This window comes from Mesorhizobium sp. M0848, from assembly GCF_040319805.1.
Lineage (GTDB): Bacteria > Pseudomonadota > Alphaproteobacteria > Rhizobiales > Rhizobiaceae > Mesorhizobium.
Genome location: NZ_JAMYOM010000018.1, coordinates 90,723 through 112,862, shown reverse-complemented (window position 1 = coordinate 112,862; position 22,140 = coordinate 90,723). Strand labels below are relative to the sequence as shown.

Genomic DNA, 22,140 nt, shown 5'->3' with positions numbered 1-22,140 from the left:
CATAATTCAGCTGTGTCGAGACCGCCCAGGCCAGCGGACCTGACAGAAGACCACCCCAAGACGTTCCCAACCGCAACGCTCGCATCTCAGCCTAGCCTCGGCGCCCAATAGATGAGCACGTAGATCGGGATCCAGGTCAGGACCACGAAATCCCAGTAGAAGACATTGTCGCCGACATCGCCGAAGCGCCGGCCGCTATAGCCGTGGCGCGTGAACATCAGCACTGTCAGCACGATGGTGTCGCCGACATCTGTTATGAGGTGCGTGGTGTGCAGGCCAAGCAGCACCCAGAGCATCGATCCATAGGCGTTAGTGTCCCAATAGATGTTGAGGGCGGCGAATTCGAACCAGCGCACGACGAGCGGAGCGATGCCGAGCAGCGACATGACCAACAGGCCGATCCGCACCGGAACAATGGAGCATTGCTTGGCATAGCGGTGCAGGATGTGGTTGGGCACAAGGCTGACGACAAACAAAATCGTGACGATCGTCCCGGGCCAATGGTTCGGCTGCGGTGCGCTGAGCGGCCATGCTGGCCATGACAGCGCAAGGTAGAGATACGCGCCCGCCGCCAGCGCGAAACCGGTGCCTTCGAGCGCCATGAAGCCCAGCGTGCCCCACCAGGTCGGGCTATGCGGACCATGCCCGAAGGTCGGCAGTCCTGAAAGATCGGCGGCAACTCGATGCTTCATTCCTGGTCCTCCGGATCGCCCTTCGGCCAGAACCAACCGATCAACGTGATGGCGATCGGCGCGGCGCCCCAGACGATGGCCCAAGGCGTAAAAATCGAATAGAGAAACGTACCACCGACGGCGAGCGCCGCGAAAAGAGGCCAGATCGACGGTGTGGCCGATTTCTCACGAATGTCGGGATGAGCTTCCGCCACGGTGGAGATGAGGAGCTCGCGCGCATCGACGCGCAGCCCGGTCGCTACAGAGAGCGTCTCGCGCTCGGCCCAGAGCGGCTCGATATGGGTGACGATGGGAATGCGTGCGAAATTATAGCTCGGCGGCGGCGAGGATGTTGCCCACTCCAAGGTTCCTGCGTCCCACGGATTGTTGCCGGCCGAGGTGCCTTTCAACGCGCCATGCACGAGGTTGAAGGTGAACAGCACAAAGCTCAGGAAGAAGAGCAGCGCCCCGGCCGAGATGAAAAGGTTGATGTTGCCCCAGCCAAGCTCGGCCGGATAGGTGTAGACCCGTCGTGGCATGCCCCATAGACCGACGAGATGCATCGGGAAAAAGGTCGCATTGAACCCGATGAAGGCCAGCCAGAAATGCCAACGCCCAAGGCGTTCGCTCATCATGCGGCCGCTGATCTTCGGGAACCAGAAATACGCAGCGCCAAGCAGCGGGAACACCGAGCCGCCGATCAGCACGTAATGGAAATGCGCGACGACGAAATAGGTGTCGTGCACCTGAAGATCCAATGGCACAGAGGCGAGCATGACGCCGGTCAGCCCGCCGATGACGAAGATGAAGAAGAAGCCGAAGACAAACAGCAACGGGGTCCGGATCACCGGTCTGCCATCCCATAATGTTGCCAGCCAGCAGAAGATCTGCACGCCGTTCGGAATGGCGATCATCATGCTGGACGCGGTGAAGAAGCTTGCGCCGAGCTTCGGCAATCCGGTGGCGAACATGTGATGGACCCAGAGCCCGAACGACAGGAGGCCGACAGCGAAGAGTGACAGGACAAGCCCGAGATGGCCGAATGTCGGTCGCCTGGCGAAAGCCGGGATGATCGAAGAGACCATGCCCGTCGCCGGCAGGAAGATGATGTAGACTTCCGGATGGCCGAAGAACCAGAAGAGATGTTGGAACAGCAGGGCATCCCCACCCTCAGCCGGGTTGAAGATATGTGTGCCGACTAGCCGGTCCAGGATCAGGAAGGTCGAGGTGATCATCACCGCCGGCATCGCGAAAACGACGACGAAGGAAGTGACCAGCATCGCCCAGACATAGAGCGGGATCTTGTCCAGCGACATGCCGGGGGCTCGCTGCTTGAACACGGTGACGATGGTCGCCACCGCCACGGCCAATGAAGACACTTCCGTATACGTGATCATCTGCGCCCAGACGTCGGCGCGCTTGCCCGGTGCGAATTCGGGGCCGGACAGCGGCACGTAAGCGAACCAACCGACATCAGGAGCCATGTTGAGGGCGAAGGACACCCAGGCAAAAGCGCCGCCCGAGACGTAGATCCAGTAGCTGAACGCATTCAGGCGCGGAAACGCGATGTTGCGGGTGCCGACCATCAGCGGTACCAGATAAATGCCAGTCGCCTGGACGATAGGCACGGCGAACAGAAACATCATCGTAACGCCGTGCATCGTGAACAGCTGGTTGTAGAGGTCCGGCCCGATCAGGCCGCGTTGCGGTCCCGAGAGCTGGATACGCATGGCCACAGCGTTGAGGCCGCCAAGACACAGGAAAACAAATGCGGTGATCAAATAGCGTCGTGCGATCACCTTGTGATCGACGCTAGACAGCGCTCCAAAGATACCGGACGGCGTCCGCCAAGTGCGTTCGAGCCAGCGATGCAGACTGGCATCATCCATTCCCGTATCCCGGGGTCCGTCGCGTTCGGGAGCGAGGTCGCCCTTGGAGGCGGTATCCAGTTCCGGGATGTGGCGGTCGCCTGTGATATCGGCGCTGCTCATTTCAGTCCCTCGAGATAAGCCACAATTGCGTTGAGCTCGTCGCCATTGAGATCTGCCACTGGCATGTGGGAACCCGGCTTGATGCCTTGCGGGTCGGCTATCCAGGCGGCGAGATTGCCGCGGCTCATCGTCAGCGTTCCGGCCGCCAATGTTTTCCGGCTTGCTATGTGGGTGAGATCGGGAGCCACCGTTCCGCCGGCCGGCGTCCCCCCGATCCTATGGCACATCACGCAGGGGCGCTTGAGGAACAGGTCCGCGCCGGCCTTGGCCTCGCCACTCGCCGGCGCGCCGGCCGGCTGCAACTGGTCGTTCAGCCAGGCATCGAATTTCGGACGCGGCTCAGCGATGATGAAGGTGCCCATATTGGCATGCTGCGCGCCGCAGAATTCAGCGCATTGACCACGGTAGACGCCCGGCTTGTCCGCCTTGATGTCCAGCACGTTCATGTGACCCGGTATAAGGTCGAGCTTACCGGCCAAGCTTGGAATCCAGAACGAATGGATCACATCCGTCGAGGTCAAAAGAAGCCTCACCGGCTCGCCGGCGGGGATGTGGACCTCATTCGCCGTCGTCAGGATGCGGCTCGGCGTAGCATTCTCGTAACGCACCTCCCACCACCACTGATGCCCGGTTACCCTGATTGTCAGCGCGGCGTCCGAGCCAATGGCGGCAAGCGTCCTGTTGGCGAAAAAGCTCAGCAGCGTAAGTCCGATCAGGATTATGGCGGTCAGCCCAACAGCGGTGACAACCACGCGCATCTTGCGGCGTTCGGCCCCTTCGTCGAGTAAGAGCGGCTCATCGCCGGGACGCGATCGCATGACCAGCGGTGCTGCGAGCGCGATCATCACCAGCACCCACACAACCGCGCAAAGCGCGGTGAAGAACCAGATCAGCCAGGCCAACTCGCCGGCCGCGGGGCCTTTCGGGTCCAGCGCCGACTGCCAGCCTGCGCATCCCTGCAGAAGCAGGACACACAAGGGGGCAAGCGCCATGAAGGCGAGCCGTTTCACGGCGACTTTCCCAGCGTCGCGGCATCCGGCAGGCGGTTTTCAGACGGGTGCACCATCATATCGTCGTTGCGTTGCGGCGCGGCGGAGGAGGGCGCGTTGCCGCTCAGTGCGCGTACGAAGGCCGCAAGTTCCCAGATTTGGTCGTCGGGTATCTTCTGGCGGAAGCTCGGCATCCCGTTTGGTCGCCCGTCGCGGATCGTGGCATGGATGCTTTCGATCGAGCTGCCGTAGAGCCACTTTTCGTCCATCAGCGCCGGGCCCATGCCGCCACCGCCATTGGCGTGACAGCCCGAGCAGTTGAACCAGCCGAACAGGCGCTTGCCCTCGCTAAGGTGAAAGGCGTTCGCCTCGAAGCTCGCCGCCTTGTTGTCACTGGCGGAAGGCCGCTGGCCGCCGGGCTCAAGCGCGGTCACCGGTGTCGGCTGTTCGCCTGAGCCGAGCGCCGATTGTGGCCGGGTATCGCGCTCCTCACGCTGGCAGGCGACCAGGGCCAGCGTCAAGGGCAGCAACATCGCCAGAGCCTGCCTCATCGCGCCGGATTCCCGGCCATGTCCAGACGCGGTACGCCGTATTGCGCCAGAACCGCGTCGATCTCGGCCTTGTGTCTGGCAAGCGCGCTATTCACATCGCCACGCAGCGCATCGTCCTCGCGCCGAACACCCATTGAGATGTCGTACATCAGCGGCAGTTGCGGTCCGTCGATGCGAGGCGTGACCGGCGTGATCCGGAGCGACACCTTTTGCCTCTGGGCGAAATAGCCGGCGAGCGGACCCCAGACCACGGCAAGATCAATCTCACCGTTCGCGACAGCTTCGACGATGCGCGCCGGAGGGTTGGGAGCGGAGTAGTCGCCATAGACGGGATAGCCGATCAGATGTCCGACGATGCCGCGGCGGCCAAGCGCTTGGACAGGCGGCGAGTTGGCGCCATCGTCGCCGATGAGCTGAACACCGATGCGCAATTCTTGCAACCGCAGGTCGTTGAAGGAGGTCACGTCCGGGCCGTCCTGGCGGGTCACGAAGACATAGGACGAACGGTAGTAAGGCGTGGTCGTGCGCAGCATTTCGAGATTGGCAGGCGTGCCGGGCACGAGATCGCAAAGACCTGCCTTCAGCGTGTTGCGGATGAAGCCACGGCGCTGCGCCCACCAAGTATACGTCAGCTTGGCGCCGAGATCAGTGGCGATAATTTCCGCGATCCTGTTCTCGAAGCCTTGACCGGCCGCGTTGGAAAACGGCATGTTGTTCGGGTCGGCGCACACTCTCAACTCACGTGCATTGGCAATAGCCGGCAAGAGCAATAAGGCGAGCCCGGCCATGCCGATCGCCACCCGTTGGAACGCCTTGCGCGTCGGACGGACGGTCAAGTCCAATCCATCAAGGAAGCCGGAACACATAAAGCGTGCCTCCCGCCGTGGTAGCGTTCTTCAGATCCTTCATCGCGTTGACGAAGCCAAGTGCCGCGGTGGCATCGCGTGGGTCGAGGTCGCCCGAAACGATGGCGCCGGCCCAGCCACCGACGCCCGACAGAATTGCGACATATTGGTGCCCATCGGGGCCGCGATAGGTTATCGGCTGGCCGATGATGCCGGACGATGTCTTGAATTGCCAAAGGAGATCGCCAGTCCTGGCGCTGATCGCCTTGAACCAGCCTTCCATGGTGCCGTAAAAGACGACATCGCCGGCAGTGACGACGGTGCCGCTCCACACCGGAAAGTTCTCCTTCAGGACCCAGGCCGGCTTGGCGGCGGCAACATCCCAGGCGGTGAAGGCACCACGATTGCCGCCCGGCCCGGGGATCATGCGTACGTTCATGCCGACATAGGGCGTGCCTGCGATGTAGTTTACCTCGACGCCTTCTTCGTCCATGCAGAGATTGTTGTGGGGGATGTAGAGCAGGCCGGTCCTCGGCGAAAAGGCCGATGGTTGCCAGTCCTTGAGGCCCGACGCTGTCGGGCAAATGTCTCGCACCACCTTGCCGGTGCCGGTTCTCTTGTCGGGGTTTGCAATCAGGCGGCCGGTCTTCAGGTCGACGCCCTTGCTGGAATTGACCGGGCCATAGGCTGTGGCCGACAGCACCTCGCCAGTGGTCCGATCCAGGATATAGAGGTAGCCGTTGCGTTCCGGTCGGACGAGGACCTTGCGCGGCTTGCCTTGCCAGGTCATGTCCAGAAGGATCTGCTCGTTGATCCCGTCATAGTCATGGAGGTCATGCGGGCTCCACTGATAGAACCACTTCGCCGCTCCGGTATCGGGATCACGCGCGAAAATACCGGACGTCCATTTGTTGTCGCCGGGCCGCAAATCCGGATTCCACGGTCCTGGATTGCCTGTGCCGTGGAAGATCAAGTTCAAGTCCGGATCGTAGGAGATCCAGCCCCACATATTGCCGCCGCCGATCTTCCAGGCTTCCGGCGGCCATGTCGTCACGCCAAGGTCTGTGCCCTTGTCCATGTCATAGTGGGGCTTGAAGTCCGGGCCGATCAGCACATCCTTGTCGGGTCCAGTGCCATAAGCCGTCCAGACAACATGCCCGTTTCCGGCATCCAGCGCCTTCACCCAGCCGCGGACGCCCATTTCGCCGCCGGAATTGCCGACCAGAACTTTTCCCTTCACCACCAGCGGCGCCATGGTGATTGTCTCGCCGATGTTGATGTTGCCGATATGAGCGTTCCAGATCGGCTTGCCCGTACCGGCATCGAGCGCGATCGTGTAGCCGTCCAGCGTGTTGAAGAAGATACGCCCGTCGGCGAAGGCCGCGCCGCGGTTGACGACATCGCAGCAGGCCACCCCTTGTGCCGCCGGCTCGGGGTTGGGCTCGTACTTCCACTTCATCGGCGCGCCGGGCCTGGAAAGGTCGAGCGCGTAGACGATGTTGGGAAAGGGCGTGACGATGTACATGATGTTGCCGACAACCAGCGGCGCTGCTTCCTGACCCTTGTTCACGCCGGTCGAGAAGGTGAAGGCGACCTGCAGGTTCTTGACGTTGCCTTCGTTGATCTCGGTCAGGTCGCTGAAGCGGGTCGACGCGTAGTTCTTGGCCGGCATTGTCCATTGCCCGTCATCGGGTGGCGCGGCGGCGGCGGGCGGCGCAATAGCCGCCGCCGATGGCGGCCCCGAGGCACCGCTCAGGAATGGGCCGCATGCCAGCAGCATCACCGAGAGTATGCAGGTGCGAAAAGAATTCCAGGTCGCCAATGCGCGGGCGCCTTGTCCTGCGTCAACGCGCGCTGGTGCCGGGTGCAGCATGCCTTTCATTTGTGGATCGAGCCTCCCACGCCGGCGCCGAGCTCCGCCGCGATGTCAGCCTCGGTGCCGGCACAAAGCGGATGACCCCAGCCCGAGGCGCTTTTGCCGCCGGGATCGAGATCGTAGACGATGGCGTCCTTGCGATTGGGATTGACCCCGGCGGGAACCTTGTCGAAGCCGAGCGCCGCGCGAACACGCCAGGCGACATTGTGATCGGCGCATGAGGAATCTCCGGAGACTCCGATGCCTCCGACGATGCTCTTGCCGTCATAGAGGGCAAGCCCGCCGCCAAACACAACGACGCCTCCAATCGGCTTGCCGACGAGGGGATCGCTGGCGCTTCCGAACGTTTTGGGATCGCCCGCATAGGCCGCGGCCTGGTTGACCGGATTGGTCTCCTGCAAGCCGAAAAGCGGCCCGCCCGGCTGCGCCCCCGCGTAGAGATTGGCCGTCGATAGGGCCATCTGCGCCAGGCTGAGTCCATTGGCCGTGTTGGCCTTCTCTGCCGCGACGAGGCGACTGCCTGGCCATTGCGAATCGGCGGTGGGACCGCTGAAAGCGATCGCGCATACGGCGCCGTCGCGGGCGACGATAGCGGCCCATTCGTTGGTCTCAAAGCCACCGTTGGCAGGTCCGCCGCTTGCTTTCACATTGGCCTTGAGGACAGCGAGCAGCTTATCGTGGTCGGCCGGGCAGGGCGCCTGTGCCATGGCTTGGCCCTGTGGGAACAGGCCACCCGTCAACAACACCAGACCAAAGGCTGATAGCAAAAGCTGACAGCGATACATTGTCCTGCCCATTCGTTCGAGCATCAAAGAATCCCGGAGCACTCTGGCAGACTGGAAATGCGAGAATGAAGCCGTGATCCAATGCCGTCGGTATTTAACTTGGGCGATGCAGCTATGTTCCTGCTTCTGCAAAAAATTGCGCAGCCCCCTCGTACGCCGATGCAAGTTGCCGTCTGTCCGTGTCGCCGGCGGAATATCCGCGGCGAGATTGTGCTGCCTGCTGTGATACATATTGTGATACAAACAACACCCCGCAGGAAGGAAAAACGTGACAAAAACAGTTGGTTGATGGGCGAACTGATCCCAGCCAACGGTACCACCGGCTTTCCTCATAAAGCATTGGATTTAGTGGAAATGATCGCCCTCCGTTGCAGGAAGCGGTCGGGATCATGCTGCCCAGAGAGGTCAGGGATCACGGAAGGCGTGTGGTTCTCCGTATACCAGCCGTGACGGAGGAGAACGAACGGCAGACCCGAGGTCCGCAACGCAGCTTGACCTTTTGCAACGCTGCGCTGAAGCGCTTGAGGGGTTTTGAGCTATGGCGTTCCGGATGGGTGTCGCATCGGCCCGAACTGCGAGGTCGATCCTGGCTGCGTAAATTAAACTCGTTGACGATGTCCGCTTCTGGCTGTTGGGACGCTTGGTCTTATCGTCCAACTGGGGATCGTATGGAGAACGGCAGCTATCTCAAATGCCTGCCGAGACCTGACAGTCGGTTACAGCCCGTTGCCGCCGGACTGCTTGCGCCCGCTTTTGGTCAGGCGAAATGCGTCAAAAGATGTTCGATGACGCGCTGTGTAGCATCGATGTCTGCCATGCTCAGCCCTCGGCGATGATCGCTAGTGCCTTTGCAAAGCTAGCATCAAGGGAGGTCAGCGCCTCAATCGCTCCGTCATATACGCTGTCGAGTGTCGCTCCCCAGCCGTCTGCTGCGCCACGAGTATCGATGCCAAAGCGGGCGAGCGCCTCCTCGATGCCGGCGTCGATGCGCCCAGCCAATTTTACGCCAGATTCATTCCAACTTTGTGCGGCGTCTCAGTTGGGCGAACGCCGATAGATACTCGTTTGACAGGAAGAACAATGACCGTTCTCACTTGGTCACGAGCGTCTGTTGGTAGAAGGATCGTTGACAGAGGCGCTCTGGGGCCATAGCGTATTGGTATAACAGGTATGCCAATGATCGGAGTTCTGATCAAGCCGCGGAAGCTTTCGGACGAGGTTGCAGCGCACCTTGAGCGGATGATCCGCGAGGGAGAGCTGGCCGAAGCCGACCGGCTCCCATCCGAACGGGAACTCATGCGGCAGTTTGGGGTCGGGCGCCCTTCAATCCGCGAAGCCCTGCTGCATCTGAGCAAGATGGGCCTTGTCGAGGTGAAATCCGGCGAGCGCGCCCGCGTCACTCGGCCAACGCCCCAATTCGTGATCGACGCCCTCTCGGGGCCGGCGCGTCACATGATTTCGGCCCCCGGCGGGGTTCATGACTTCCAGAGCGCGCGTTTGTTTTTCGAAGTCGGTCTTGCCCGCAACGCCGCCATCAATGCCACCCCAGAAGATATTGAAAGTCTCAAAGAGGCGCTTGAAATCAACCGACAGTCGATCGGGGACCTGACGCGCTTCGAGCGCACCGACGTGGACTTCCACTACGTGCTGGCGGTGATCACCCGCAATCGAATCTTCACAGCTATCCACGCGGCGTTGGCCGAATGGCTGCTCGAACAGCGGCGCACGACTTTGGCCAAAGGTGAAGACCGCAAGGCCTATGAGGCTCATCGCGAAATCTTTGATGCCGTCGCCGCGCGCGATCCAGACGCCTCCGAAGCGGCTATGCGCAGGCATCTGGAATATGTGTCCAGGCGCTATCTGGAAATTGCAGGTGCCAAGTGATGAGGGGCTTCGTGGTCTGGGTCGATTTCCGCCTCAAGCCGGGTGCCCGGGGCAGATTCCGCGAACTTGTGGACGCCAATGCAACCGCGTCGATGCGCAGCGAGGCCGGCTGCCGCCGCTTTGACGTGACGGAGGCGCGCGGCGAACCGGACCGGGTCCTGCTCTATGAGATTTACGATAGCGAGGCCGCATTCGAGGAGCACTGCCGCACCGCTCACTTCGACGAATTCAATACGCAGAGCGCGCCGCTCGTCGTGACCAAGTTGGTGATGACCTGCGACCTCGTTCTTGAGGCCACGCATTGACGAGAACTAGGCGGATTGGCCCTTTTGGGCGAACGGGAGGAAGTGCATGTCAGAGCCAAGTCTCAGGGCGTTAACTTCTCACAGGCGGGTCAAACTTGGTACGCTCGTCGCCGAGTTCGCGACGCCGGGTATAGGTCACATCCTGAAGTCCGCTGGCTGTGACTTCGTCTTTTTCGATATGGAGCATTCGGGCTTCAGCCTGGAAACGGTGAAGAGTGCGATCCGCTATTTCGAAGCGGCCGACCTGCCGGTTATGGTGCGTGTGCCATCGCAGGACTACCATTTCCTTGCCCGCGCCATGGACATGGGGGCCGAAGGCCTGATCGCCCCGATGGTGAGTACCGTCGAGCAGGCGCAGCACATCATCAATTCCATGAAATATCACCCTGCCGGCGTCCGCGGCGTGGCGCTGCAGATCGCTCATGACCGCTACCGTCCGGGCTCGGTCGCTGATAAATTCTCAGCCGCCAACAAGCGCTCGACATTCATCTGCCTGATCGAGACCGCCGACGGCGTCAAGAACATTGAGGGCATCGCGGGACTGGACGGGGTCGATTGTCTGTGGGTCGGACATTTCGACCTGTCCGTCTCGCTCGGCATTCCTGGCGACTTCGCCCACCCCACTTTCTCTGCTGCAATGGCCAAAATCGTTGCCGCCGCCAAGAAGCACAACAAATCGCTTGGACGCTTGGTTCCCAACGTCGCGCAGGGACACGACTTCTACGCACAAGGCTTTGATTTTATTTGTTATTCAGGCGACGTTTGGATTCTGCACGACGCGATCGCCGACGCGGTTTCCAAGATCCGCGCCGGGTGCGAATAGGAGCGGAGGAGACGATGGACAGCGTAAAATTCAGGGTGGCGCTTTCCGGTGATTTCCGCAAGCCGGACGGCTCGCCGACCTACCCAGATTTCGATCTGGTGCCACTGCGCAATGCGACGGGCGTCGAGATGGTGTTCCTGGAGTCAAACAGTCCGCTTCGCGCCGACCAACTTGAGGATTTCGATGCGCTGATCCTCCTCGCCCATCGCTTCGATGCCACGAGTGTCCCCAGGAGCGGACGCCTGGCCGTCGTTGCCCGCTTCGGGGTCGGCTACGACACTGTCGACGTTGAGGCCTGCACCGCAGCCGGCATTGCCTTGGTCATCACGCCCGATGGCGTGCGACGCCCCGTCGCCGTATCCGTCATCACCTTCATGCTGGCACTGACCGGCAAACTGCTGACAAAGGACGCGCTCACCCGCAAAGGGTCTGTTGGTTTCGAGAAGCGCTCCGATCACATGGGGGTCGGCCTCGTCGGGCGTTCGCTTGGGTCACTGGGCATCGGCAACATCGGTGCCGAGGTCTTCCGCTTGGCGAAGCCCTTTGACATGCAATTCATTGCCCATGACCCGTTTGCCGACAAGAGGGTCGCTGCCGACCTGGGCGTCGAGCTGGTCGGGCTGGAGGATCTGTTTCGCCGCGCCGACGTGCTGTCGGTCAGTTGCCCCCTGTCGCCTCAGACCCACCACATCGTCAACGCTGAGCGGATCGCCCTGATGAAGCCGACAGCTTACCTGATCAACACCGCGCGCGGCCCGATCGTCGACCAGAAAGCGCTGTCGCAAGCGCTGCAGGAGCGCCGCATCGCCGGCGCCGGTCTCGACGTGCTGGAACAAGAGCCTCCCGACGCAGACGATGCGATCCTCAAACTCGACAATGTCATCCTGGCGCCGCACGCACTTTGCTGGACCGACCAGTGCTTTGCCGGCAACGGTGCCGCCGACGTCAAAGCGGTAATGGAGGTGCAGCGCGGTCGGGAGCCGCGCGGCGTGGTCAATCGCGAGGTTCTTTCGAGCGAGCTGTGGAAGACCAGGCTGTCGGGGCTCGCCGCCCGCTTCGGAACCTAGGAGGACACTGATTTTTGGGCGCGCCGCCGCGGCCCCTTTGCGGCGACCTTACGGGAGGAAATGCTTGACCGCAGCGCCGGCGGACGAGTGAAGCAAATGGAAATGGGAGGACCAAGCACTATGAACGATCGTGAAAAACGTGACTTTCAGGCAGGTCTCGAAGCAGAGGTCGACGCCTTCATGAGCGGCGAAACCACCCGCCGAACTTTCATCACCCGCTTCGGTCAGATGACCGGCATGTTGGCCGTGTCCGGCCCGATGCTGGGGATGATGACGGATTGGGCGATGGCGCAGCAAACATTGGAATTGGCGGACGCCACGTCGCCGCTCGGCCAGGCGCAGGCCGCAGCCCTAAAAGCATCGAAGGAAGGGCCGGCGGACGGTTCCGCCTTTCGCGCGGCGGAGGCGGCCAAGGCGCATTCGGGCGTCACCCTCAACATGACCTACGAGGCTGGCCTGCAGGCACTCGATCCGCGCAATTTCAGTGGGCCGATGTGGGAGCAGCTTACCGGGATGAAGTCGAATGTCGTCGAACTGTCGAACCCTGACCAGTACTCCAAGGCAGTCGCCGAGCACATCGCCGGCTCGGGTGCCTATGACGTTCTCGACATCTCGCCGGCCTGGACACCGTCGCTTGCCGATGGCGGCGTCATTGCCCCTCTAGACGACTACATCGCCAAATACATGAACCCGGCAGACCTCGAGGACTATCATCCCCTGTACAAGGCGCTGCCGACCTACAAGGGAAAGATCTGGGGGTTCTTCGACGACGGCGACATGTTCGCTCTCTACTACCGCAAGGACATCTTCGAGGATCCGAAAATGGTGGAGGCTTACCAGGCGAAGTTCAACGCCAAGCTTGGACCGCCGAAGACCTGGGAAGAATATGCCCAGATCGCCCAGTTCATTACCGACCAGATGGCGCCAAAGGTTTATGGCGCGGGACATTTCCGCAAGGCGGGCAGCCCTGGCAATCAGTTCGACTTTCTGCAGCAGTACCGCGCCAACGGCGGAAAACTGTTCGGAGACGACATGAAGGCCGGCTTGGTGTCGGATGCCGGCGTCAAGACGCTGACAAACATGCTCGCCGCAAACAAGGCCTCGATCCCCGGCAACAACGAGCTCGACGCCGTTTCCTTGTGGGCGGCTTTCCTGACCGGCAAAGTCGCGATGATCTATTCCTGGCCTCCTAGCGGCCGTATGGCGGCGAACTATTCGCAGTCCGCCACGGCAATCAACTTCATTCCGCAGTCGCAGATCGCTGGCAAGGTCGGCTATGCCGTCGTTCCGGGAAATCCGGAACATGCGACCGGCTACAACAAGGCACTGTCCGCGGATTCGCCCAACCCAGAGGCGGCATATCTGTTCATGCAATGGGTATGCTCGCCACCCGTCTCGCTGGCACGTTGCATGCTGCCCTATGCGCTACGCGACCCATACCGCATCTCGCACTTCAAGTCCGAGCTCTACGGCGCGCTCTTCCCCAGTGCCAAGGAGTACCTTGCCAACCTCAACAACTCGGCAAATGTCGGTCTGCTCGATCCGATCATGCCAGGCGCGCAGGACTACTTCTTGAGCATCGACCGCATGTGCACCGCGGTGTGGGCTGGGGCGGATGCGAAGGCGTCGCTTGAAACGGCCGCCGCCGAGTGGAACGAGACGACCGACCGACTGGGTGTGGATTCGCAGAAAGGCTTCTACACCGAGTTCTTGAAACTGCCTGGCGCCACTGCCGACAACACGGTGGAAAAACTTGGCATGGCGGTCACCCTCTGAGGGGAGGCATGCTGTCTGGAGCAATTGGTGTTGCGGGCGCTTGGCTCGCAACACCTCCCCGCTAAGCGGCGATTTTTGGATACGCCTATGCAGCCCACCGCCACGATCCGTCGCTTGAAGGCCGCCGGCGCACCGCCCCGGCTGTCTGCCTTTGCCCAATGGGCAGACCGTCACTTCAAGTGGCTGCTGGTGGCGCCCGCGGTGCTGCTGATATTGGCGCTCTCGATCTATCCGCTTCTGTTCTCGCTGGTGGTATCTTTCATCAACTACGACTTCCAGGTGCCGGGCCACGCCTTTGTCGGATTGAAGAACTTTGAGCGGGTCGTGTTCGATCCAGTAGCACGTTGGTCGCTGTTGCTGACAGCATGGCTGTCGGGCATCAGCGTCGCTATCGAATTCGTGCTCGGTCTCCTGGTGGCGCTGACAATGGTGCGCAGCTTTCCGGGCCGCGGTGTGATCATGTCGATCCTGATCGTGCCGCTGTTCATCAGCCCGGTCATCGTCGGCCAGGCCTGGACGCTGCTTTTACAGCGGCCTTTCGGACCGACCAACTATATCCTGACGCAACTATTGGGGCAGGAGGTTACGATAGGATGGATGACGGAGCGCCCGTGGCTCTATATCTCGCTGATCATCGCCGATGTCTGGCAGTGGACGCCGTTCATGTTCGTCATCCTGCTCGCTGGGCTGACCGCAATCCCACCCAATCTCTATGAGGCGGCAGAACTTGACGGCGTCAACGCCTGGCAGGCTTTTTGGGCGATCACGCTCCCGCATCTCGGGCCGATGATGCTGCTGGCCCTGACCTTCCGTCTGCTCGACGCAATCCGTATGTTCGATACCATTTTCATCATGACAGGCGGTGGCCCGGGAACACAAACTTACACGGCCTCCTATTATCTCTATACCGTCGGCTTCACGCAGTTTCATCTATCGCAAGCAACAGCAGGAAGTTGGCTGTTCCTGATCTTTACGGCGCTCATCGTGACGTTGCTGGTGCGTCGGCTCTTGAAGGTAGAACCGGTCTAATGGCCGCCGTCGCGCCCGCCCGCCGCAGGAAACGCCGGTCGTTGCCGATCGGCCGAATTCTGCTGCTGGGGTTCTTCCTGGTGTTTGTGCTGTGGCCGCTCTACTGGATGTTCAACACCTCCATCAAGCCCAGCGACGACTACCTCACCGTACCGCCTGTCTGGTTCCCTGCCGCACCGACGCTTGTCCACTACGAAGCTGCGCTGTTCACCTATCGCGGTCTCGACGGGCTTATCAACAGCCTGATTATTTCGCTTTCGGCGACGGTGCTTTCGGCACTGATCGGCACGCTGATGGCTTATAGTCTGGCGCGCTACAACACGGGCGGCCGGCATCTGTCCTTCTGGGTCCTGTCGCAGCGCTTCCTGCCACCGATAGGCATCGTCCTGCCGGTATTCCTTATCTATCGTGGCGTCGGGCTGTACGACACCCATATCGGGCTGATCCTAGCTTACACGGTCTTCACGCTACCGGTGTCGGTTTGGATGATGTTTGCCTATTTCCGCGGCATGCCGAAGTCGATGGAGGAGGCGGCCCTCGTCGATGGCTGCACGAGATGGGAGGCGTTCTGGCGCGTTGCCGTGCCGCTCGCAGCACCAGGCATCGTCGCGGCGGCTGTCTTCGCCTTCATTGCCTGCTGGACGGAGTTCTTCTTCGCTCTGATTTTGACCAGCCGAACTGCCTTTACGCTGCCAACGGTCTTCCGAGCCTTCATCGGCTTCCAGGGCGCACAATATGGTGAAGCCGCAGCCCTTGCCATTGTCTCCCTTGTGCCATCGATCGCCCTTGGAGTGCTTGCTCAACGACATCTCGTGCGCGGGCTGACGCTCGGCGCCGTTCGCGGATAGGAAGGGAAGGCATGGCCGAAGTCAGAATCACCGGCTTGCACAAGCGCTACGGCGCCTTCCATGCGGTGCGCGGCATTGACCTCCACATCCCCGACGGCGAGTTCACTGTCCTGGTTGGACCCTCCGGATGCGGCAAGAGCACTCTGCTGAGGACCATCGCAGGACTGGAGGAGAGCTCACAAGGCACGATCGAGATTGGCGGCGAAGTGGTCAATGATTTCCGGCCGCGCGATCGCGACGTGGCAATGGTGTTTCAAGATTATGCGCTCTATCCGCATATGAGCGTGGCCAAGAACATTGGCTTCGGCCTCAAGGCTCGCAAGATGCCGAAGCCAGAGGTCGAGGTGCGCGTGGCCGAGGCGGCACGCATGCTTGGCATCACTCCCTTGCTGGGGCGTTTTCCGCGTCAGCTGTCCGGTGGCCAGCGTCAGCGCGTCGCCATCGGCCGCGCCATAGTCCGCAACCCCCTCATCTTTTTGTTCGACGAGCCACTGTCCAATCTCGACGCACAGCTTCGCGACGAAATGCGCGGCGAAATCAAACGCCTTCACCAGGACATTGCCACAACGATGATCTACGTCACCCATGACCAGATCGAAGCGATGACGTTGGCTGACCGCATCGTGCTGATGCGCGACGGGTTGATAGAGCAGCAGGGCGCGCCACTCGAGTTGTTCGAGCACCCGGCCTCAACCTTCGTCGCTGGGTTTCTGGGTTCGCCGCGGATGAGCTTCCTGCCAGGCAACCTTGCCTTGGACGGAAGCGCCGCCGCCATCCGGCTCGCGGACGCGCTGCTGCCCTTAGCGCCGGGCAGGGGGCTGAAGGGCGTCGCAGACGGACAGCAGGTGCTGCTCGGGTTGAGGCCAGAACATCTCACTCGGGCGCACACTGCCACACCGGAGCAGGGCACGTTTCGCTATGAGGCAACGATCGACCTGCTGCAGCCGACCGGCTCGCGCAGCTACGCGACATTCCGACTGGCTGGCGCGCCGGTGATGGCTGAGCTGCAGGCGCACGACGTCAGCCGTCCGGGCGAGAAGCTTGCGATCGACATCAACATGAACCGGGCCTCGATCTTCGACGCCACGACGGAGCGGGCAATTTGACCTCGACAGCTTCCCTGGCAGTCCGCTTATGTGGCACCGAACAGCACGAGGCACCGCTGCGCACACTGCGCGCCGGATCCTTGTCGGTCGCGTTCGACAATGGGGCGTTGCGCTACATCCGCATCGGGACGATCGAGATCTTGCGCGGAATCTCGTTTCTTGTACGGGACGAAAACTGGGGAACATGTACCCCCGTTCTCGATGATCTGCGGATCGACGAGAGGCCGGATGCGTTCGCCATTGAATACCGTGCAACATGTGCCGCAACATCCGGCCGCCTGGTTTACCGGGCACGCGTCTCGGGCAGTAGCGATGGTGCGCTGTCGTTTGTGACAGAAGCAGAGCCTGAGACCGACCTTTTGACCAACCGGACCGGCTTCGTCGTGCTGCATCCCATAGCAGATTTGGCCGGCAAGCCGGTGCGGGTCCTGCATCAAGATGGTCTCGAAAGGCTTTCGCATTTTCCGGACTTTATTGATCCGGAATGTCCGTTCACCGACGTGCGCGCGTTGTCACATGAGATCGCGCCTGGGATCTGGGCCACCTGCACCATGGATGGTGATGCCTTTGAGATGGAGGATCAACGCAATTGGTCTGACGCATCCTATAAAACCTATGTTCGTCCCTTGCGTCGCCCGTGGCCCTACAGACTGCCCAAGGGCCAGAAATTCACCCAGGCCGTCCGGCTGCATATGTCGGGGACGCTTCTTGCGCCGATGTCTGAAAATCCTGACCCGCCGATCAAAGTGACGATTGGCGGACCGGCCGGCCGAGTGCCTCGCATTGGCGTCGGCGTCGCCGCCGACGAGGCCAGGCACGCCCTTGGAAACTCCGATCTAATTCGGCAATTGGCTCCGCAGTGGATAGCCTGCCAGGTCGATCTCCGTCTCGGGCACGGCCACGATGAACTTGAACGGTACGCAGCGCTGACCCGGTTGATTGGTGCAAGCGTCGTGCTGGAGATCATAACCAGGGGAACGCTGGATCCCTTCGGCGAGTTAAAGCCGGTCGCGGATGCTGTCCGTCGCCTCGGCCTCAATCTAGAAGCTATCTGCGTCTTTCCGGCGCAGGACATGAAATCGGTACAGCCGGGAGCAGCATGGCCGGCCATGCCGAGCTTCCAGGAAAGCTACTCGGCAGCGCGCCGGGCTTTCCCGGGTGTACCGGTCGGCGGCGGCATGGCCGCGTACTTCACCGAGCTCAATCGCAAGCGCCCGCCAAGCGAGGCGCTCGACTACGCGACCTTTACCACCTGTCCAAGCGTGCACGCTGCCGACGATGTGTCAGTGATGGAGACGCTTGAGGCCATTCCCCACCTGATCCGCTCTGCCCGTTCCTTCATGGGCGGGTTGCCGCTGCGTGTGGGTCCCAGTCAGCTCGGCTGCCGCGAGAACCCTTACGGTGCCTCCACGGCGCAGAACGAAGCGAATGGTCGCGTCTGCCTATCGCGCATCGATCCTCGTCAGCGCGGGCTGTTCAATGCGGCCTGGATCGTCGGCTATTTCGCCGCATGCGCTCGCGAGGGCATCGAGGCCGTCGTCTTCGGTGACTTCACCGGTCCATTTGGCCAAATCCATAGGAAGGCTGACTTCGTGCAGCCATGGTTTGACCAGCAGGATTCCCGAACGGTCTATCCCGCTTTCCATGTCTTGGCTGGTCTCTCAAAGCTCGGCGGAGCCACCTTGCTGTCCGTAGGAACTTTCGGCGCTGACGGCGTTGTGACGATCGCAGCTGAAAACGATCGGGGCGTGACCCTGTGGGTCGCTAACCTCACCGCCAAGACGCAATCTGTGCGGCTTTCGGATGCGCCGAGCAGCGCCCGTATTGCTCTTCTCGGCGCCGAGCAGTTCGAGCAGGCGGCAACCGATCCCAACTTCATGGAAATTTCCGCAAGACCGCTGGATGACCAATTCATCTCGCTTGACGCCTACGCCGTCGCGCGAGTCGACCTCGATCGGCCGTCTTCGGCCTAGCCCGATCTTCGCTTAGTTGGCCAAAACCCCAACAAAGATGAGGGTGATAGTTCTATGAGGCCCTAAGGCCGCGCTTGGGATCAATCTCGCTTTGACCCCCAACCCCATCGTTGGTCAATTCAAAGGCATAGCGCGCGAAAGCAGCAGATGATTGAGACCTGGTCTGCCGTGCAAAACGTCCGTGAGCCTGGTTTGCCCTGGCTGCGCCGGGCAAGCCTCACGCGCCTCAATGCCCCCTGGCCACTACGTGCGCTTCAGCATGTGCCTGGAAACCCGTTCACCGAAACGATTTTCAGGTCAACAAAAGTCAACATAATCGTAACACCCCATGGAGTGGCACCGTTTGCATCTTGATTCATTCAAGCGGATTGTTGACCCATTCAAACCCGTCCGAATATGTCCGTTGAGGAGTCAAGTCATTCGTTGAGCGCCGACGATTGCCAAGCCAATTTGCTAGGAATCAGCCGCAGCTCTCCACCTCTCCCAACGATACCGCTGCGCTTCGGCTATCCTATCCTTTCCTCCTTGGGATGTGGGGCCTGTACTCAGCCCACCATGAAACCGACATCTGAGCTTTCCAGGCACAGCTGCGTTTCTGCATTCCGTCCCCCTCCTAGTTTTAGCTTCGCATGTCTCGGTGTAGTCTTGGGCCAACTGGTTCTGTCCTCCATGTTCGATCCTTCGCTCCAACGCGGAACAGGGTAGCTTCGCCGCTCGCGGCAAACATTTTTCAAAATGGTTTAGGTAAGATTTTTTGTTTCGTTGGATTTCCGTCTTGTATGGTCTCTATCTCTGTCTCTGTGTCGATAGGGTATCGATAGGGTATCGATGGGGTATGGATAAGGTATCGATAGGGTAGGGCAGCGACAGGGTCTCGATAGGATGGCTCACTGAGAGCGTTTCAAAGACCCAGCATTTCGGACGATTGCGGTATTATGAATACCCGATTTGAATGGGAGTACCTCTGATTCATCTTTTAGCTTTACTGGGCAAAGCCGCTCAAGCTCGGATAGCGCCGCTCCACGAACTCGCTTGCTTACAATCTTGTCGATTTGCATTATCACGCCAAGCCGATGTTTTTCACGGCGGGTTATCTTTGAACCAGTCGATAATGAAATATTCTTCAGTCTTTGGATCGTAGATGACAAAACGATCTTCGATAAGGACAGTTCGAGCCAATGACAGCTGTTTTTCATTTAGGCGGCTCTCTGCAATGGCATGAGCATCGGGGAGCTGACAGCAGCCCCCACTGGTCTGGTACGGAGACGTAAGCAGGTAAACGTAAAAATGGTGGCTCTCCAGAGCTGGCAAAAGCACGGGCCGCTTCGATCCCGTCCAGCGTCGTAGAAATCTTAGCCGAGGCTCGGCATCGGTGAGAAACAGCGCCTGCAGGCGGTGGAACGCCTCGTGGTAGGCCGCATTGGGCCGGCCGCTGTCCAGCGCGGTACGATTGCGTCTCTAGGCGTGTAGTAGCCGCCGGCGGTGTCCGTCCGGTCGCTCCAAACTCAGGCGCGTCTGCTCGGTGTCACCGTCGACGGCACCCCAGCCGCATAGGCCGATTTCGCTGCCTTGGGGCGTAGACCCTCCAAGGCTTTTCGCGCGAAGTCGCCCGTCTCTTTCGACTGTTGCCGAAGCAAGTCGAGCTCAGAGGGCGTCAGCATCACGGAAGTCGAGGATGTACTCAGCTTCGGAGCGGATGAGGGCCGAAGACTGGAGATTGAGTTCTTCCCTAACGACATCGCCATACATCCTTCGGCCTCTCGGATTTGTTCTCGGCTCACGGCCATTAATCGGAGAGCACCGCATATACAAGCGTGACTGTACCCCTGAGAGCGCATACGTGCCGTTGTTCGAGCATCTGGAGCGCGCCGTCGAGCTCAAGCGCGCCACGATGATAACGCGGCGGTCCTCACCGCAATGATGCGCGGGAGGTCAAAGATGCGCCGGCGGTTTGAACGCGATCTTCTTCAGCCAGAACTGCTTTTGCTCGAGCGTCGGGCCAGAACCGTATTTTGGCCGATGCCATTTGTGGCCCATCAGCATGGCCACGACCTTTTCGGGCGCCTCCACGGCCGTCAGCCGATCCTCGTATGTGTGCCGCAGGCTGTAGAGAGAGTGGTCATCAGTCGGCAGGAGATTCGCATTGTCAAGAAACTTGTTGACCAAGGCAGAGAGCGAGTCGGCCTTGTCGAGATAGCGCGGAAACCCTTTGGGGTGGAGCTTCATTACGGCGAGCGCGCAACCCACGAGCGGAATGTCGCGCAGGGAGTGGTCTGTCTTCAACACGCGTCCATCGGGCCTCACCTGCACATGTGGCACCGCGTGATCTAGCAAGATGCGGTGCGGCAGAAGGTTCGCCGCCTCCGACAAACGCATGCCGGTGTCCGCTATCAGCAGCACAAGGTGACGGGCCTCCTCGTTGAGTTCCGCCAGCGCGCGGTCGGCAAGGATCTTGTCTTGGACGAAAGCCGCTTCGAAAGCCGCTCGTTGGACCGCGACCTGTCCCGATAGCCGCAATTTCTTGAACACCGGCGGCAAATTCAGCTGATGTGCCATGTCGACAGTGGTCAGCATCTTCGACACGTGGCCAATGTCCTTGTTTGCGGTGCCGATGTCGAGACTTTCCACGCGTATGCGTTTCTGCCACCACTCGCGAAATTGTATGGCGTGGCTCCGGGTGAGGGCGGCTATGTTCATGTCGCCCACAACCTCGATAAGGTTGCCAACGGCGCGCTTTTTCGGATTGCGCCACTTTCGGAGCTGGTTCGGGGACATGGCATTGAGGCTTTGGGCCTCGATCTTCTCGAATTCTGCAACCAGCCCCGTGAGGCGGATCGCCGGCCGCTCCTCACCACCCAGGGCGGCCGCCACCTCCCGCTCGTCCTCAATGACGTTCCTGTCGAGGAGCAGTCTAATGCGGTCGACAATATCATCGCGCGCGCCTTCAGCGAGCTCGGCATTCGTCTGATAGACCAGCCTCAGGGCTTTCGCCCGCTGCTGGGCCGCCTCGAAACGCAAGCGAGCTTCGCCAGATTGACCGTCGCGAAGCCCTCCCCAATACGCATCGAGCTCGACGTGGAGGCGCTGCACTACTTCCTTGGCACGAATGCCACGGGGATCGTTTACGATCGGAATGTCGGTGCTGATGCGGACCAGGACGCGGCGATCGAGCTCGGCGAATTCCTTCGGAACACGGCGAACGAGGTACCAGGTGCCGTCGCGCTTATGCGCCTTTGGCGGATCTTGCAGGGGCGCCAGTTGGCGGAGGAAGTGGGATTCGAACCCACGGTGAGCTTGCACCCACGCCGGTTTTCAAGACCGGTGCCTTAAACCGCTCGGCCATTCCTCCATCGTGATTTTTCAACCACTTGGGTAGCGCGGGGGCCAACCCGTTTGGCCTGTTGGCACCGGATTGGCACCGAAGGCGCTCCCGGCTGGTTCACGCCTCATTCCTGTAAAGCGGCATTGAGGGCTGCGTCAACCACCGCTGCGTCGCTTCCTGCTGTCCTGGGCAGACTCTGAGCTTGTCGGGATCGAGCACCGGGACCATCGCGGTCCAATGGTGCATGAAGAAGAAGCCCGCCGCGGGCGTTGCCCGAGATTGTGAGGCGCTGCAGTGCT

20 protein-coding genes and 1 tRNA gene are annotated in these 22,140 nt (G+C 60.8%); 9 read left to right on the top strand and 12 right to left on the bottom strand.

Annotated features, from left to right (window positions below):
• Positions 1-86 precede the first annotated feature (86 nt).
• The 8 genes from NKH95_RS21180 to NKH95_RS21145 all read right to left on the bottom strand — a co-directional run bounded on the left by NKH95_RS21180 (position 87) and on the right by NKH95_RS21145 (position 8,707).
• Positions 87-692: a cytochrome c oxidase subunit 3 gene (locus tag NKH95_RS21180; protein WP_352775747.1), complete on the bottom strand. Its 606-nt coding sequence runs from the start codon at positions 690-692 to the stop codon at positions 87-89.
• Entirely contained in the window at positions 689-2,662 is a 1,974-nt protein-coding gene (gene ctaD, locus NKH95_RS21175; RefSeq protein WP_352892849.1) for a cytochrome c oxidase subunit I, read from the bottom strand. Before ctaD ends, NKH95_RS21180 begins: the two co-directional genes overlap by 4 nt.
• Positions 2,659-3,654: a cytochrome c oxidase subunit II gene (coxB, locus tag NKH95_RS21170; protein ID WP_352613359.1), complete on the bottom strand. Its 996-nt coding sequence runs from the start codon at positions 3,652-3,654 to the stop codon at positions 2,659-2,661. The genes ctaD and coxB overlap by 4 nt, the downstream gene beginning before the upstream one ends.
• A 14-nt stretch (positions 3,655-3,668) precedes the next feature.
• Positions 3,669-4,202, bottom strand: coding sequence for a c-type cytochrome (locus tag NKH95_RS21165; protein ID WP_128304512.1), 534 nt, complete (start codon positions 4,200-4,202; stop codon positions 3,669-3,671).
• Positions 4,199-5,068 (bottom strand): substrate-binding domain-containing protein, encoded by an 870-nt coding sequence (locus NKH95_RS21160; protein WP_352892846.1) that lies wholly within the window; start codon positions 5,066-5,068, stop codon positions 4,199-4,201. Before NKH95_RS21160 ends, NKH95_RS21165 begins: the two co-directional genes overlap by 4 nt.
• Positions 5,049-6,929: a methanol/ethanol family PQQ-dependent dehydrogenase gene (locus tag NKH95_RS21155; protein ID WP_352892843.1), complete on the bottom strand. Its 1,881-nt coding sequence runs from the start codon at positions 6,927-6,929 to the stop codon at positions 5,049-5,051. The genes NKH95_RS21160 and NKH95_RS21155 overlap by 20 nt, the downstream gene beginning before the upstream one ends.
• The gene (locus NKH95_RS33485) at positions 6,926-8,041 is read right to left on the bottom strand and encodes a heme-binding protein (protein ID WP_502895284.1); all 1,116 of its coding nucleotides are present in this window, start codon (positions 8,039-8,041) and stop codon (positions 6,926-6,928) included. The genes NKH95_RS21155 and NKH95_RS33485 overlap by 4 nt, the downstream gene beginning before the upstream one ends.
• 486 nt (positions 8,042-8,527) lie before the next feature.
• A complete protein-coding gene (locus tag NKH95_RS21145; RefSeq protein WP_128304509.1) occupies positions 8,528-8,707 on the bottom strand; it encodes a hypothetical protein in 180 nt (59 codons plus the stop codon).
• Positions 8,708-8,884: 177 nt separating this feature from the next.
• On the opposite strand from NKH95_RS21145, the gene nanR reads away from it, so the two are divergent.
• From nanR to NKH95_RS21100, 9 genes are all read left to right on the top strand, one after another.
• Positions 8,885-9,592, top strand: coding sequence for a transcriptional regulator NanR (nanR, locus tag NKH95_RS21140; protein ID WP_023811936.1), 708 nt, complete (start codon positions 8,885-8,887; stop codon positions 9,590-9,592).
• Positions 9,592-9,897, top strand: a complete 306-nt coding sequence (locus NKH95_RS21135; RefSeq protein WP_023811937.1) for a putative quinol monooxygenase — start codon at positions 9,592-9,594, stop codon at positions 9,895-9,897. Before nanR ends, NKH95_RS21135 begins: the two co-directional genes overlap by 1 nt.
• Before the next feature lie 46 nt (positions 9,898-9,943).
• Positions 9,944-10,720 carry an HpcH/HpaI aldolase family protein gene (locus NKH95_RS21130; protein WP_352552133.1) on the top strand — a complete coding sequence of 259 codons (777 nt, stop codon included), beginning with the start codon at positions 9,944-9,946 and terminating at the stop codon, positions 10,718-10,720.
• A gap of 14 nt (positions 10,721-10,734) precedes the next feature.
• Positions 10,735-11,787 carry an NAD(P)-dependent oxidoreductase gene (locus NKH95_RS21125; RefSeq protein ID WP_352892840.1) on the top strand — a complete coding sequence of 351 codons (1,053 nt, stop codon included), beginning with the start codon at positions 10,735-10,737 and terminating at the stop codon, positions 11,785-11,787.
• 120 nt (positions 11,788-11,907) lie between these two features.
• A complete protein-coding gene (locus NKH95_RS21120; protein WP_127296120.1) occupies positions 11,908-13,563 on the top strand; it encodes an extracellular solute-binding protein in 1,656 nt (551 codons plus the stop codon).
• A gap of 27 nt (positions 13,564-13,590) precedes the next feature.
• Positions 13,591-14,592 carry a carbohydrate ABC transporter permease gene (locus NKH95_RS21115; protein WP_245273236.1) on the top strand — a complete coding sequence of 334 codons (1,002 nt, stop codon included), beginning with the start codon at positions 13,591-13,593 and terminating at the stop codon, positions 14,590-14,592.
• 41 nt (positions 14,593-14,633) lie between these two features.
• Positions 14,634-15,440, top strand: coding sequence for a carbohydrate ABC transporter permease (locus tag NKH95_RS21110; RefSeq protein WP_245273237.1), 807 nt, complete (start codon positions 14,634-14,636; stop codon positions 15,438-15,440).
• Between the two features lie 11 nt (positions 15,441-15,451).
• Complete coding sequence (locus tag NKH95_RS21105) at positions 15,452-16,546, top strand: ABC transporter ATP-binding protein (protein ID WP_023811943.1); 1,095 nt, start codon at positions 15,452-15,454, stop codon at positions 16,544-16,546.
• Entirely contained in the window at positions 16,543-18,519 is a 1,977-nt protein-coding gene (locus tag NKH95_RS21100) for a D-apionate lactonase family protein (RefSeq protein WP_352630691.1), read from the top strand. Before NKH95_RS21105 ends, NKH95_RS21100 begins: the two co-directional genes overlap by 4 nt.
• Positions 18,520-18,972: 453 nt before the next feature.
• On the opposite strand, the gene NKH95_RS21095 is transcribed toward NKH95_RS21100, so the two are convergent.
• From NKH95_RS21095 to NKH95_RS21080, 4 genes are all read right to left on the bottom strand, one after another.
• A complete protein-coding gene (locus NKH95_RS21095; RefSeq protein WP_352461333.1) occupies positions 18,973-19,173 on the bottom strand; it encodes an HGGxSTG domain-containing protein in 201 nt (66 codons plus the stop codon).
• A gap of 426 nt (positions 19,174-19,599) precedes the next feature.
• Complete coding sequence (locus NKH95_RS21090; RefSeq protein ID WP_352461332.1) at positions 19,600-19,836, bottom strand: hypothetical protein; 237 nt, start codon at positions 19,834-19,836, stop codon at positions 19,600-19,602.
• A 615-nt stretch (positions 19,837-20,451) separates the two neighbouring features.
• Complete coding sequence (locus NKH95_RS21085; RefSeq protein ID WP_352611758.1) at positions 20,452-21,819, bottom strand: integrase; 1,368 nt, start codon at positions 21,817-21,819, stop codon at positions 20,452-20,454.
• Positions 21,779-21,868 (bottom strand) — tRNA-Ser (locus tag NKH95_RS21080). Before NKH95_RS21080 ends, NKH95_RS21085 begins: the two co-directional genes overlap by 41 nt.
• Positions 21,869-22,140 lie beyond the last annotated feature (272 nt).

Coding starts and splice junctions, on each gene's coding strand:
- NKH95_RS21180 (WP_352775747.1), bottom strand. CDS start 692: ATGAAGCATCGAGTTGCCGCCGATCTTTCAGGACTGCCGACCTTCGGG.
- ctaD (WP_352892849.1), bottom strand. CDS start 2,662: ATGAGCAGCGCCGATATCACAGGCGACCGCCACATCCCGGAACTGGAT.
- coxB (WP_352613359.1), bottom strand. CDS start 3,654: ATGGCGCTTGCCCCCTTGTGTGTCCTGCTTCTGCAGGGATGCGCAGGC.
- NKH95_RS21165 (WP_128304512.1), bottom strand. CDS start 4,202: ATGAGGCAGGCTCTGGCGATGTTGCTGCCCTTGACGCTGGCCCTGGTC.
- NKH95_RS21160 (WP_352892846.1), bottom strand. CDS start 5,068: ATGTGTTCCGGCTTCCTTGATGGATTGGACTTGACCGTCCGTCCGACG.
- NKH95_RS21155 (WP_352892843.1), bottom strand. CDS start 6,929: ATGAAAGGCATGCTGCACCCGGCACCAGCGCGCGTTGACGCAGGACAA.
- NKH95_RS33485 (WP_502895284.1), bottom strand. CDS start 8,041: ATGAGGAAAGCCGGTGGTACCGTTGGCTGGGATCAGTTCGCCCATCAA.
- nanR (WP_023811936.1), top strand. CDS start 8,885: ATGATCGGAGTTCTGATCAAGCCGCGGAAGCTTTCGGACGAGGTTGCA.
- NKH95_RS21135 (WP_023811937.1), top strand. CDS start 9,592: ATGAGGGGCTTCGTGGTCTGGGTCGATTTCCGCCTCAAGCCGGGTGCC.
- NKH95_RS21130 (WP_352552133.1), top strand. CDS start 9,944: ATGTCAGAGCCAAGTCTCAGGGCGTTAACTTCTCACAGGCGGGTCAAA.
- NKH95_RS21125 (WP_352892840.1), top strand. CDS start 10,735: ATGGACAGCGTAAAATTCAGGGTGGCGCTTTCCGGTGATTTCCGCAAG.
- NKH95_RS21120 (WP_127296120.1), top strand. CDS start 11,908: ATGAACGATCGTGAAAAACGTGACTTTCAGGCAGGTCTCGAAGCAGAG.
- NKH95_RS21105 (WP_023811943.1), top strand. CDS start 15,452: ATGGCCGAAGTCAGAATCACCGGCTTGCACAAGCGCTACGGCGCCTTC.